The following is a 14703-nucleotide window of genomic DNA, read 5'->3' as shown; positions in this document are numbered from 1 at the left end:
AATAATATTTCCCTTATTCCCACTTATGCAAAACACCCCGGGAAGTTGTTTTCCCGGGGTGCTTTTTCCCACTGTTAATTTAATTGTTGGGCCCTTACTCCAGGACCGCCTTGTAAAGGCGGTAGAGCATTACCGCCGCCTGGGCCCGGGTGGCTTTTTGCTCTGGAGCGAAGCTGCCGTCGCCCATGCCGGTGATGATTCCCTCCTCCACCGTGATGGCTACGGCTGTTCCGGCCCAGGAGGCAATCTTTTCCTGATCTTTGAAGCTGTCCAGGACGGAAGCCTTTCCTGAAACGGAACCATTCTTTTGCAGCACTTTGGCAATGATCGCCGCCATTTCCTGCCGGGTGATCTGGCCTGCCGGATCGAAAGTCTGAGCGGATTTGCCGCTGATCAGGCCTTTGCCGTAGGCCGCCGCCACGTCGGCGTAATACCACTGGCCGGTTTTGACGTCGCTGAAGGGTACTTTGGCCTCGCTTCGATAGTGCAGCATCCGGGTGATAAGGGCGGCAAATTCCGCCCGGGTGATGGGCGCTCCCGGATCGAAGATACCTTCTCCTTTGCCCCCGATGATCCCTTTCCCGGCCATGATTTCCACGGCGTCTTTCGCCCAGGGATATTTGGCCAGGTCAGTGAACTGTTTCACGCTTTCTTGGGCAAAATATGTGCTGAAGTGGTCGGTGAAAAATTTGACCCGTCCGCTGGCGGCCTCATAAATCCCTCCTACCGGTTCTATGGTGCCGTCTTCTTTGAGCAGGAAGACGGTGATGCGGTCGCCGTTTTGGCCGCTCCCTTCATAGGGGATCTCCACCCGCACCGGTTCAGCAAAGTTTTTCACGGTGCTGCTCCCCGCCCGGAGAGTCAAATCAACGACGACACTGCCCGCAGGCACCTGGCTTTGGGCCTTTTCCTCCAAAGAGTCATACGCTATTTTGCGGGCCGTGAAGGTGATTTCTTTGCCCAAGGCTGTTCCCAGGGAAGCGGCTGGAATTTCCAGATTAGCCACTTCGCTGATAATTTTCAAGCTGTTTGCCTGTTTCAGCAAGCTGGTGGCGTTAGCTTCCAGCACCACTTCCACCGTACCGGTCCCGTTTTCCGGCACCGTTAGGGTCACCTGTTTTTTCAAGGCGGCGATTTCTTCTGCCGTGAGAGTGCCTCCGGCTTTTAGGGCGGCGATTTCTGCTTCAATGCCCCTTAAAGCCTGGCTCAGGTCCTGGGCTTTGACCAGGGCGCTGGTCTTGTCCTGGTCCACGGTGATCTGGTCTTTGCCCAGGGTGATCGCGCCGGCTTGGGCCAGGCTGCTTTTGGCTTCCTCCACTTTATTGCCGCCAGTGGTGCCGCCACCGCCGGCACCACCGCTCCCCTCCACGGTGACTTCTACTTTTTCCGTCCGGGACAGGAGAGGAAAGTAATATTTGCCGTTCTTGGCGTTTTTGTCTACTTTTTCCGCATAGACTTTATAGGTGCCGGGATTGTCCAGGGTAATTTCCACTTCCCCGTTTTTGTCCGTGAGATATTCCTTGCTGCCTACGTAAACAGTGGCGTCGGTGATTTTCTGAGCCTTGCCTGCGGTGCCGATATTGTTCTCTTTCCCGGTCACCTTTACCGTGATGCTTTCTCCGGGATCCAGGCTGGTGGGGGAGACATCGATGTAGCCGTAATGGGACTCCAGGTCTCCGTAATACCAGACTACTTCATCCCCGTTTTCGATGGGCCATACCCCGGCCCCCTGGTTGATCATGTAGTCGTTCACCCGCACCATCCAGCCGCAGGAGTTGTGATCCTCATCCTTGGTATCCTCTCCGCCGTGGGAGATGGCCGCGAAGTCAAATTCTTCCTCCCCTGCCATCCGGGCGATATAATTGTCGCTGTCGCGGATAATATTATCTTTGATATTCTTTTTATTCCAGGCGACTACCGTGGCCAGCATCACTGTGGGCTCCGACCAGGAATGGCTTTTGCCGTCCGGGTCGGTAATTTCATACTTGCCGGAACTTTGCTTGTAATAATCTTGGGGATTAAAACGGATTTCGCCATCTGCATGGGTACCCTTATAGCCTTCGATGCGCATATGAACGGTGATGCTATCGGCAGGATCCGTTTCGCCCCCGCCGCCGGGATTAGACGCATCCTTTTGCGTATAGCTGACAAACCGGGTAAAGTGCTTGGTCCAGATGACCAAATCCGAACCGACGTTCACATAGCCGTCGCCGCCATCCGGCAAAGCGTCGGCCGCAGCCTGGTTGTCGGCGGCCAGGACAGTGGTGATCGGTGTAAATACCCCACCTCTTGTATAACCGGCTTTCTTGCCGGCCTGTCCGGGCAGGAGAATCCTGACCGCTTTGTTAAAGGTCAAGGGGATATCTCCATAGCCAATCTCAATGACTGCTTCAACTTGAGTGGTTTTTCCCTCTTCAGCGGGCACTGTGACCGAATCTTTGGCCCGAGCTTCCGGCACATGAATGGTGCCATCCCAGTCGGCTGAAGCCGTGATGACGGTTCCTGCAGGGATGGCCACCTCAACCGGATCTTGACTGATTTCCGTGGCTGCGCTGATATTGACGGCAGGCATACTGGGAACGCTTACCGTATCGCCTTGGGCCGGAGCCAATAATTCGGCGACGATGATGGCCGCTTCCTCAACCCCGCCGGCCACTGTCACATGAATGGGACTGCCGCCGGCCTGGGTGACGGTATCCGCGGTGATATTGACGTTTTTATTCGCACTGCCGCTGTTAATGTCCGCCGTTGTGCCCTGCAGCGGTTCCGGCACCGTATTCACGACAGGCTGGGCAAATGTTTCCACAACCCCTCCGTCAGCCGCGGTTAGCGACCCTTTGGTATATTCCACGCTTACGCTTTGTCCGTATTTAATTAATTTTGTCAGGGTCAGTTCAATAACATTCCTGTTTTCTTTGTGAAGCGCTACTCCCATAACACCATTGTCCGGGCCGGCGACCCCGTCAACCTTCAGGGTAAATTGCGCTTCCTGGCCGGCAGGGTCCGCCAGGGCTTTATTAAAGGTAATGAATATTTTTTTGCCTGAGGAGGTGGTGGTGGCGCTGTTAACGACGGCTTCACGCCCAAAGGGTAAGCGGTTCCAAACACTGTCTCTCGCCAGGGCGTCACCCAAGGCAATAATGGACTGGTAAGAAGCCATGTCATTGACGGATGTTTGGTTTGTTAAATATTTGAATCCGCTTTCGGTCTGGAACAGGCTTAAGGCATCCAAAGGATTCCTGCCGGAAACCGTCCACTCAGCGGCCCTTACGTCTTCACCCACCGCCGCCAGTCCGGAAATGACCGTGGCGATGGTATTGGAATTGTTCAACCAGCCTCCCGCATAATCTCCCGTTTTGTTTTGAATGGTTTGGAGCTGGGCTACGGCTTTGGTTATGGCGTCATTCACCCCCGGAATTTCTTGGGAGGAGGACAGCGCCAGCAGCGCCATGCCGGTATAATCAGGCAGGCTCTGGTCGAAGCTGCCATCGCTGCGCTGCATGTTCAGCAAGACCTGAAGGGCTTCTTCCTTGTAATAGCCGTCCGCCGCTTCCGCTTTGGCCGCATTCAGGGCGATGATGGCCCAGGTCTGCTGGTTGGTAAGGGTGCTGAACCGGCCGTCGCCGTCATTGTCAAAAGCAGTAAGGGCCGCCACCAGGTTTTGCCCGCTTTGGGTCCGGTAGGGATTGCCGCCTACGGCCAATTCGCCCAGAATCCGTCCGGCATAGTCCGTAGGCTGCCGGCCGCTGTATTCCCCGGAGTAATCCGGCAGCGTATAGCCGTTCAGGCTGCCGTAGCCGCCTAAAACCGCGCCCAGATCCCACCAGCTGTTCAATGCTTTATTTTTGGTAATGTCATAATAGGCTTTGGCCTGGGCCAGCATGGTTGCCGGTTTATCTTCCGCGGGCAGCATGATATCCAGCTTGACGGGCTGGCTCTGCCAATTGCCGGCCGTATCCTTGGCAATAACATAAACATCATAAGCTTCTTCCGGAGCAAGCCCGCTGACCGTTGCGGCAGCAACTTCGTCCCCACCGGCAACGCTTACGGCCGTCCAGGCCTGGTAGTCGCTTCCCGGATCGCTGCTGTCCGCCACGACCTTATAGTAGGCTGTGCCTGCCTCGTTGAGTTTGACCTTTAAGTCAAAACCGGTGGGCCCTACATTAGCCGTTTGCGGATAACCGGCAGCAAATTGGGGGGCTTGGCTGTCCTCTCCCACCTGAATGGTCAAATCTGCTATTCTGCCTGCATAATAGACGGTGTAGATCATCCACCAAGTTGGTCCGGAAGTCACATCCACGTAGCCGCCGCCGATATGGTACTGGCCCGGCGCGGTGTCTTCCGGCACGGTGAATGTCACCTCTTTTAGATTGGTAATATTGTAGTTGGCTGTTGAGGCTTTGGCCGATTTAACCGATTTCAGTCCCGGTATGTCTGTCTTGAAGATGGTATAGGCTTCAAGAATATCCACAATTGTCGATCCTGTGGTCGTATGTTTGTCATTGATATAATCAACATCCAGATCCGGTATCTTGAGCTTGACCGTAGCGCCGGGCTGCACCGTAGTGCCGCCTTCGATCTCCGGATGGAACAGTTCCGGTTGATACGCCGGGTTTTCTTCCGCTGTAATTTGGAGATCCGGCAGACTGGAAAACACGCCGTTGGGTTGGCCGGCATTCAACACGGGCGGAGCGGTGCCCACCGGCAATTCCGCATACAGGCCGCTGCCAAACCAGGACTGGGTCACCCTGCCGTTAGTTAAGTTAAATTCCCCTGCGGCCGTTAATTCGAACTCCAGCGTAGTCGCGGCATACTGTCCGCCGCCCGATTGCAGAAAGGTATAACGGGGCATATCGGTGTCAAATACGTAGTTGGTGGTGGCCGGGTTGTAGATTCTGGAAATCTTGTAGATAGGTGTGTTCAAGCCCAGAATTTCCAGCCGGGCCGTGTCTCCCGCTTTAAAGGTGCTCGATCCCGGATTCGTGGCGTTGGTCAGCGTGTATTTTACCGCCTTGCCCCGGACCCCGTAAGCCTGCGTAACTGTTTTGCCGTCCAGATCCGCCGTCACCAGGATGGGGTTGTAGCCGTCCGTAAGCAGTACGGTCACATTGCCTTCATGATCGGGCGAGTAGGTTTTATACGTATCGTGCAGATAATCCAGTACCTTTACCTGGGCATTGCTTCCAGTGACCTTGAAGGTAAACTCCGCGCCCGGCGTTCCTTCCAGGTAATGCCAGGTATCATACTTCCGGGCAATCTCGTTGATATTGGTCAGTGCATTGGCCAGATCCGGATCGCCGCTTTCCTCCGGGCCGTTGACATGCACGATGGTCTCCGGCGTCTGCCCCATAAATCCCGGATAGCGTACGGTAAAAGTCGTCGTGCCCGCCTGTTTGCCTACGAGATAGTAATGATCCAGCATTTGGCTCGGGCTGTTGGGATTGGGGGAGGAAACTTTTCGCACTTCCAGGATCTCCGGATCTTTGACGTCGATGACGAGGAGCGGATTATTGGTAGCGCTGTTGTCCTGGCTGATGCGCGGCGTATCGAAAAATACGACCTCTGTGAGTTTTTTGGCGGCCAGGTCCTGCTCGAAATTGCTGCATACGTCAATATTGAAACCGTAGCCCGTGAGCATGAAATCATTCCTGTAATTGGTGGCTGTCCCCAGCGGCGCCTGGAAATTGGCCATTTCTGTATATTCGGTAATTTTATTGTCAATCTCAGTAAAAAAAGTACTGAGGACGCCGTTATTCATTGCTTGCTGCCTGGGCGTCAGATTGTTAAACGCCTGCCGCAGTTCTTCCACCTGGGATTGTAATAGGAGGTAATTTTCCTGATTCAAGGTGCTTGAAAGCGAGCTTAAAGGGGTATATACCGCCAGCCAGGCCGCGTAATCCTCATTGTAGATGCGCGTCATTTCCGCATAGGCCGCATTCAGCTTCGCTGTCTCTGCAGCGGGGATCAGAGCCTTGTCCGCTGCGGTCAGCAGGTTGTAACGCCGCATCAGGTCCATCACCTGGCTGTAATCAACATCGTAATTCAGGTCTTCAAATGCGGGCAGCGCCTGGATATCGCCGATCAAATCCGCAAGAACCGGATATATGACAACGGTGCATCTCATAATAGCCGCACCAGGATTGATCGTCGTTATGGTTGATGTGGGAGAGAAAGGATTGTGGGTGGCGCCTCCCCCGTCCAAACCGACTTTGACCTCGATGAGCTGTCCGTCGACGATCGGGATTTCCTCTCCCTGGTCATAAACAATGCTTTTTGACGAAATCGTCAGTGTTTTATAGCGGTTGTAGGCGTTCGGCTGGTCGTCGGAGCCTTTAACCCCATACCTAATCGCCAGTGTTTGCGTACTCTCCGGCACAATAAAAGTAAAGGCATTGTTCGTTCCGGACACCCGCGTAGCGGTGCTGAAAGATACGTCAAAGTAGGTATGGGCATAGCTGTAACACTGCACATCATATCCGCCGTCTACGGAGTAGTCCAGGAACAGGTCGTCGCCGTCCTTAGGGTAAACCGGCTGGGCGCTGTCGAAGATGGCTACCTGGTTCCTGCTTAAGACCCACTTGCTCCTGTCACCGGCGTCGCCGTTGGATAAATGCTCTACCGTGGCGCTTTTGTCTGGAGTCGTTACAGGGCCGACCCCGGTGATCGCCCCGTTCGAATCAAAGGTGGCGTACCCCCTGCCGGCCAGTGCAGCCTTAACGGCCTGCTGCGCCGTCATGCCCACGGTCAGCGGCACTTCCACCTTGTCCAGCAAAACGCCGAAGGGCTTCTGATAGCTGCCCAGGCCTGAGAGAGATCGGAAGGCGACGGGAAGGCCGATTGTCGTTGTCGTCACCTGCCGCCGGGGCGCGGTGTCGCGGACCGTTACCGTAACGGTTCCGATGGGGGCGTCGGTGGTAGGCGTATGGGAAATCGCCGCCAGAGAAGCGTCCACCGCCGCCTGGCTGCTTTCCATATCCTGCAGCACCCGCAGCGCCTCCCGGTAGGCCTCCGCATAATCCGTATGCGCCATCCAGGCCGCCTTATCCGCGCTGGCGTCGATATCGGCAATTTTTGCGGTCAAAGCTCCCTTGTCGGCCGTGTCGATATAAGCATCCCCGAACATGCTTTCGAGGCCCAGATCTGCGCCGTATCCGTATACCGTGAACTGCCAGCGGATGACGTCGCCGTCCGCCATCATTTCATAAGTGAAATCGGACGCACCCAGCAATCCGCCTTCAGGTGCCGAGGGCAGCCCATTGTTCACCGTAAACATCCAGCCGGACATGTTGGTATAATCAAACTCACCCAGCCAGTTGTTCGCCTGCCTTGCCCCGACCTCACTGCCCGCCATGGCGATCCTTTGGAGGATATAGGCCGGGATGTTGGCCGGCGTGGAATCGTTGTCCTTGACGGACTGCAGGTAAAAACCGCTGTCCGGCGCGCCGCTGTTGGTGTAATTGCCGCTGCCCAAGACCCGGGTAAGCAGGGTGGCGGCATTATCGCCCGCTTGCGCCGTTACGGCGACAGGCGTCTTCACATATCCCTGTCCCAGCGTAAACTTCTCCACCGAGAGATAAATGGTCTTTACGCCTTCCGGCTTAATATTTTTCAGCTCGGCGATCTTTGCCTCCGCCGCGATCAGGATGTCCAGCTTGGTCACGCCGGCCTGGGCCGCTGCGCTTAGACTGTTATAAGCCGCCCGGGCGCTCTTGACCGCGCTCTCGTCGCTCAGCGTGATATCCGCCGGCGCAGGCAGGGCGGCGATTTTATCGTCCACGATTTTAGCGCTCAGCCCGGTCGTTTCCAGAGCTACAACTTCCTCCACCGCAGTTTGCAGTTTTTGTTTTTCCGGCTGGGTTATCTGCCCCTTGACGCTCTCCGGCAGTTCCAGATAAGCGCTATAGGCCGTGCGGACCACCCCTTTATTTTCAATGGTGACCGGGGTGGGAAGATTTGCTATTTTTTCTTTAACATCCGCCAGCGCCAGACCATTGATATGTTCTTCTGCTGCAATCAACTCCGAGTAGTTGGTTACGGCATTCTTTGCTCCCGCTGTCAGCCTGACATAGGCCGCTCTTGCCCCGCAAACGACGGCGCGGTCTTCCAGGGTAAGTTCCGCCACGGGTTTCAGAGCTTCGATTAAGTCGATCACATTTTGGGCGTTGTTTTTCTCATAGGGCTCTACCGCCGAGATGGCCCTGTCCAGCCTGGAATCGACCTTGCTTTTTTCCTCATCAGAAAGGCTGTTGCGGGCACTCTCAATGCTGCGCAGCCATTCGCTATGGTCAATGTTGATCGCCACATTTTCCGGCAACAGCTCAATATAAGCATTAAGCAGGGCGGCAGCCGTAGTCGATGCACTGATGGATCTTACCTCCCAGCCATACCACTTGCCGTCCTGGGCATCGTCGTCGGCCACCGTGGCATAGGCTTCCAGCAAATCGGCGGGTACATACACCACACGATTACTGCTTAGCCCGCTGAAAGGAGCCGCCCCTGTCACCTCGGGCGGGTCGGCCTGCAGGTACAGTTCTTGGATGGCCGAACCGGCAAAGGTTGCGCCGTTGATTGTTTTTAATTTCGGCAGCCAAGCCGCTTGCAGTGCCGTCGTATTTTTAAAGAAATTCACGCCCGCGTTTTCCAGCGCCGGCAGAAAGATATACCTTTCGCCGGAACTGTCATAGACGTTTTTACCGCTTTGCAGTCTGGGCATGATCAACGGAGAGTCGGCCGGCAGCTTGCTTTCACCGCTGACCAGCCTGGGCAGGAAGGGATCGAGCTTGGCGGTGCCAGCGTCCTGAAAGATGCTTTCTCCGATCCGTTCTACAGTGGGTGCTTGAAAAGCAGCGTTAATTTTATACAATCCCTGGGATTGGATCTCGGTGACGGAAGGGAGTGCCAATAGCGTGAATGTTTTCGCTGTTGTCCCGAACATGCGCGGCGTGATCATGCCGCCGTTAATATCGACTTCCCCGGTAGTGATGAGCGAGGTGAGGTTACTGAAGGTGTTGGTTCCTTTGAGGTCCAACAAGCTCGTACCCGGAAAACTGCCTTTCAAAACATACATCGTTTTAACTTCGTTTCTGGCGGTTGTGGTGGTTACTCCCATACTCTGGATGACCTCCGCGAGGGAAGAACCCCAGCCGACGCCTTTTTCCGGCGCATAGAGTACCATCTGAGCCGTAGGATGAGCCAACGCGATTACAGCAGCATATTTTCTGAGCAATTCATCAAAAATTGTTGCATAGCTCTGATCAAAGAGCTGCTTTTGCTGTGGATTGAAATTACCATAGATGGATAATATTTTTAAAATATTGTCCCCATCGGCTGCGGTAAGATCACCCTGAGCGGGCAACTCCCCTATTTTATCGGCAAGGGCGTCAATCAGTTTGCTTTGCGCCGCAGACAGCGCCGTGGCGTCTTGTGCCGTTAAGCCGTTTCCCAAAGGCAGGATATAGGCGAGATATTGGGCAAACAGGATTCTGTCCAGATCCTCCAGGGTAAATGCTTCACTATGCTCCGGAATTTGATTTATTACATAAGAGACCAGTTTATGCAGATCCGTCAATTCCGAGGGAAAGGTTTTGATCGGACGCCCCAGCCACAGCTTTCCACCGCTATTGGGATCCAACGTCGTGGTATAGCTGCTTAATTTATCTTCCGGGACCCAGGTCGTAAAGGCCGCGCCCGTCATATCAACAGTTGTCACTGTCGGCGCATCCCCGGTGAGAATCAGGTATTTGGCTTTGCAGTTATAAAAGGAGCTGGTGCCAATTGTTTCTAATTTGGGCAGATATAGGGCATCCACTGCCGCGTCATTAAACACGCGCCCATTATACAAATTCTTTAGATCCGGGAACCAAAAGGCTACAGGCAACCCTTTGGCATTGCTCGCCGGAAGAGATCCGCCCAGTGTTTCAATTCCGTTGCATTCAAAACGGATGACGTTCCTACTGGAATTGTTCGAGGTGGAAAAACCGTTGGCGAAAGCGCAGCCGGGACCGATTGTATCCACATTCGCTGTAAAAACAATGGAAGCCGGTTCTGTACGATTGCTTCTGTTATTATAAGACCCTTGCAGATATGTCCAGTCGGCGGGGGTGAATTTGCCGGCCGTAAATTCAAATATTTCTATCTGAAAACGGTCTTTTCCCGAACCCGTGATAATCGATTCCAGGCTGTCCCCGCTCAGTTCCTGGCCGTCTAACCGCACCGTTAAAGCGGGGGCAGTTGCTGTCGCCGTGAGCGCGACCGTGTAAGTATCTTCCGAGTCCGCCGTACCGTCATTGGCGGTAAATATAAGCGTATCCTCGCCTGCCTGGGCCGGCGTATATGTATAGTCGACCTCGGCTGCAACTGCCGCCGCATCGTTGATTTTTACTTTGTACATCAGGGTATCGCCTGCATCGGCGTCCTCGAATATGGTTGCCAGATCAAGGGTGTAGGCTCTCCCCACCGGGATCTGCGCCGTTATGGATGCCGCTACGCCGGCTTTACGGACTGGGATGTGGTTTGTACCGGATGTTGCTGCCAAGACATTGACGGATATACTCTTTTCGTTGTTGTTTTTATCCGTCTCGCTTATTTCATTTTTACTGTCCGCCACCACCCGCAGGGTATAAGCACCTTCCGCCGCCGGTGTCCAGGCGAAATCTACATTTTGGGTTTCTCCGGGGGCCAGCGATGTTACGGTCTGCTCGTCACAGGGTGTCGTCTCATCCTCCAGATAAAGAGCCGCCGTAAACGCGCCCGCCGCTATGCTCCCGTCATTGTAGACCGCTGCGGTTACACTGCTCTGCTCTCCCGCCTTCACCCCTTCAGGCACATGGATGTCCTTAACCGTGAGATCCGGTTCCCCTTCTAGGGCAAAGACCTGCACAGGCGGCAGCAGAGATAGCATCATCATCAGCACGAGAAGCAGGGATATGCCTTTTTGGATGCTCCTCCCGGACTGTCTGTTTAATAATCTGGTCATTCTTTCTCTTTTCTCCTCCCCTATTCCTCATTTTTTCTTCTCTCTTTTTAAAGCCGGATGGATTTTTTCACCTCCTCCACCAGAACGGGCTGCCCATGCTGGACGGTGACCCGCACCTCTTTAGAGTCGGTGCTCCGCAGCAATTCAATTAGTTTGCGTTCTTTTACCGTTACTTCCTTAGAATCTTCCTTGCGTTCCATCATTCATCCCCTCTTTATTTAAAAATAGAAAATCCGGCTTCCAAGAAGCCGGGATATTTGCTATGCCCCATCACCACCTTTTCTCGGAAAGTTAGCACAACCACATAGTAAAGGCAGGTCTCCTGACTTGCGGATCATCCCTTTTTCCCCCTTCCCGGAATTGCTCCAGTGGTTCCTTGGAAAAATCTCCCCGCTTACAGTGGCCGGACCGCCCGGGATTTACACCCGGTTCCCTTGCTGAGACGTACTCAGACGACCTTTACAGAAAAAACACAGACTGTAAAAGAACAAACATTTTTACTTTGTCGGATAAAACAAAAGGGGCACCCTCTTTTTTAAGAAAGTGCCCCGGTTTTCCGGTCAGCGAACAAAATTCAATTTTCTGGTACTACTTGTTTTTTAACGATTGCTTTATCGTATTGAACATTGCTTACTAGGATTTAACGCTTATTGCTATTTTAAATTTTATCTAATAATTTAGGGAAAAGCAATATCATTTAGGCCGGATTTGTAAAATAATATTTCCCTTATTCCCACCTATGCAAAACACCCCGGGAAGCTGTTTTCCCGGGATGTTTTTCCCTGTTTATCCCACCTGCTGCCTAACTGTTCCCGCATTGCCGGCTAATTATTATACAGCACCACTGTCTCCTTTCAGAATCAATTTATAGAGGCGATACAACATTACCGCCGCCTGGGCCCGGGTGGCTTTTTGCTCCGGCGCGAAGCTGCCGTCGCCCAGACCGGTGACAATTCCTTGCTCTGCCGTCACGGCTACCGCCGTGCGAGCCCAGGAAGAAATCTTCTCCTGGTCTTTGAAGTTATCCAGGGTCGTATCTTTTCCTCCCCTAAACCCATTCTTTTGCAGCACTTTGGCGATGATCGCCGCCATTTCCTGCCGGGTGATCTGGCCCGCCGGATCAAAGCTTTGGGCGGATTTGCCGCTAATCAGGCCTTTGGCGTAGGCCGCCGCCACATCAGCATAATACCACTGGCCGGCCTTGACGTCGCTGAAGGGTACTTTGGCCTCGCTTCGATAGTGCAGCATCCGGGTGATGAGGGCGGCAAATTCCGCCCGGGTGATGGGCGCTCCCGGATCGAAGATACCTTCTCCCTTACCCCCGACGATCCCTTTCCCCGCCATGATTTCCACGGCGTCTTTCGCCCAGGGATATTTGGCCAGGTCGGTGAACTGTTTCACGCTTTCTTTGGCAAAATATTTGCTGAAGTGGTCGGTGAGGAATCTGACCCGTCCGCTGGCGGCGTCATAAATCCCTCCTATCGGTTCCACCGTGCCGTCTTCTTTGAGCAGGAAGACGGTGATGCGGTCGCTGTTTTGGACACTGCCTTCATAGGGGATCTCAACCCGCACCGGTTCGGCAAAGTTTTTCACAGTGCTGCTCCCTGCCCGGAGAGTCAAATCAACGATGACACTGCCCGCAGGAACCTGGCTTTGGGCCTTTCCCTCCAGAGTGTCGTACGCTACTTTGCGGGCTGTGAAAGTGATTTCTTTGCCCAGTGCTATTCCCAAGGAGGCAGCACTAATTTCCAGATTAGCCACTTCACTGATAATTTTCAGGCTGTTTGCCTGTTTCAGCAAGCTGGTGGCGTTAGCTTCCAGCACCACTTCCACCGTACCGGTCCCGTTTTCCGGTACCGTTAGGGTCACCTGTTTTTTCAAGGCGGCGATTTCTTCCGCCGAGAGAGTGCCTCCGGCTTTGAGGGCGGCAATTTCTGCTTCAATGCTGCTTAAGGCCCGGCTCAGGTCTTGGGCTTTGACCAGAGCGCTGGTCTTGTCCTGGTCCACGGTGATTTGGTCCGCACTTAAGGTAATTTCCCCCGCTGCCATCACCCGTTGTCCCGCGGCTTCCACCACAGAGGCGGCGGGGAGAGTAGTGCCGGAACTACCGCTGCCGCTCCCCTCGACGTTGACTTCCACCTTTTCCGTCCGGGACAGGAGGGGAAAGTAATATTTGCCGTTCTTGGAGTTTTTGTCTACTTTTTCCGCATAGACTTTATAGGTGCCGGAATTGGGCATGGGGATGGTTACTTCCCCGTTTTTATCCGTGGGATATTCGTTTTTGCCTACATAAACAGTGGCATCGGCAATCTTCACGGACTTGCCCGTGGTCCCCACATTATTCCCTTTCCCGGTCACCTTTACCGTGATGCTTTCGCCGGGATCCAGGCTGGTGGGGGAGACATCAATGTAGCCGTAATAAGACTCCAGGTCCCCATAATACCAGACTACTTCATCCCCATCTTCGATGGGCCAGGCCCCTACCCCTTTATTGATCATGTAGTCGTTCACCCGCACCATCCAGCCGCAGGTAATATGTTCTTTCTCAAAGTCGAATTCCTCTTCTCCCCCCATGCGGGCCACATAGTTGTCGTCGTGGGTCACGGAATTGTCCTTGATTTTCCCTTTGTTCCAGGCCACAATGGTGGCCAGAAGCACGTTGGGCTTGCTGCATTCATGCTCCGTCCCGTCCGGGTCTTTGATGAAATATGCGCTTCCCTTTTTGTAGTCGTTGGGATCAAAGACTACCGTACCGTCGAAGAGAGTGCCTTTGTAGCCTTCGATACGCATTTGCACACTGATCCGGTTATCCGTAACAGGACCCCCGGAAGGTTTGCCCACCGTGATCGCTGCCGGCACGGGACGGATCAGGCCGCCCGTGGTTTCCGCCGTGACATAGTAGTTCCCTGCTTTGGATCCGGTGAAGGAGACCTGCCCGTTCTGGTCCGTCACTTTCTCCTCATTGTTGAAGATCACGGTCTGCCCGGCGGCCGGAGTGGCGCCCGCCCCCTGGGTCAGGGTGGCGGTAAAGCTTTTACCCACATCCACCTGATCGGCCGATAATTCCAGCCGGGTCAGGGTAGGATCCCACAGGGCATCGTCCACGACAACGATGCCGTCTCCGTTCTTCAGCACATCACCGGGCAAGCTCATACGCCCTACTCCGTTCACGATCCACTGCCAGCCTTCTTCGCCGTGAATTTTGTGAATCAGGCCGTTTGCCATTTCATATTCTAGGCGCGACTGGGTTAACGCGGTGATAATAGCTTCCAGAATGGTGGTTTCCCCGGAGAGAATATCCACCTCCACCTGGTCCAGGAGGGTGGCAGATGCTCCCTCTACCCGGACGGTGACAGTGCCCGCCGCCGAATTCTTCACGGTAAATGTCCGCTGCACCGTCAGCCCGTTGCTGGTAAAAGTAGCCTGATAGTTTCCTTCCCCCATGGGAAAGGAAAAAGAGAAAGCTCCCGTTTTGTCGGACCGGGTCTGGTCCGTATAGCTCTTATTTTCATCACCGGTGCGGAGCACCAGCAGAGTCACATCCGTCTCCGGGGTGGTGGCGCCGCTGGCGCTCACCTGGCTTCCCTCCACCTCTACCGTTGCCGTCAGGTAGTCTGCGGCCCGGGCCCCCGGGGGCAGCGCCCCCAGGACCAGAACCAGGGTAAGAAAGACCATCAGGCACCAGTGACAATATCTTTTGATCTTGTTTTTTTCTGCCAAGGTATTCC

General features: G+C 54.3%; 3 protein-coding genes and 1 riboswitch. All 3 genes read right to left on the bottom strand.

Going from position 1 to position 14703, the window contains the following annotated elements; translation table 11 throughout:
• Window positions 1–94: 94 nt before the first annotated feature.
• Window positions 95–10975 carry an S-layer homology domain-containing protein gene (locus tag DCMF_RS24935; protein WP_148136941.1) on the bottom strand — a complete coding sequence of 3627 codons (10881 nt, stop codon included), beginning with the start codon at window positions 10973–10975 and terminating at the stop codon, window positions 95–97.
• 47 nt (window positions 10976–11022) lie between these two features.
• Window positions 11023–11178 (bottom strand): DUF2292 domain-containing protein, encoded by a 156-nt coding sequence (locus DCMF_RS24930; RefSeq protein ID WP_148136940.1) that lies wholly within the window; start codon window positions 11176–11178, stop codon window positions 11023–11025.
• Between the two features lie 92 nt (window positions 11179–11270).
• A riboswitch (cobalamin riboswitch) is annotated at window positions 11271–11451 on the bottom strand.
• Window positions 11452–11806: 355 nt separating this feature from the next.
• Window positions 11807–14695 (bottom strand): S-layer homology domain-containing protein, encoded by a 2889-nt coding sequence (locus DCMF_RS24925; RefSeq protein ID WP_148136939.1) that lies wholly within the window; start codon window positions 14693–14695, stop codon window positions 11807–11809.
• Between the last annotated feature and the right edge of the window lie 8 nt (window positions 14696–14703).

The sequence above is a fragment of the Candidatus Formimonas warabiya genome (assembly GCF_002777255.1).
Classification (GTDB): Bacteria; Bacillota; Dehalobacteriia; order Dehalobacteriales; family Dehalobacteriaceae; genus Formimonas; species Formimonas warabiya.
This window is presented reverse-complemented; position numbering and strand designations above follow the sequence as displayed.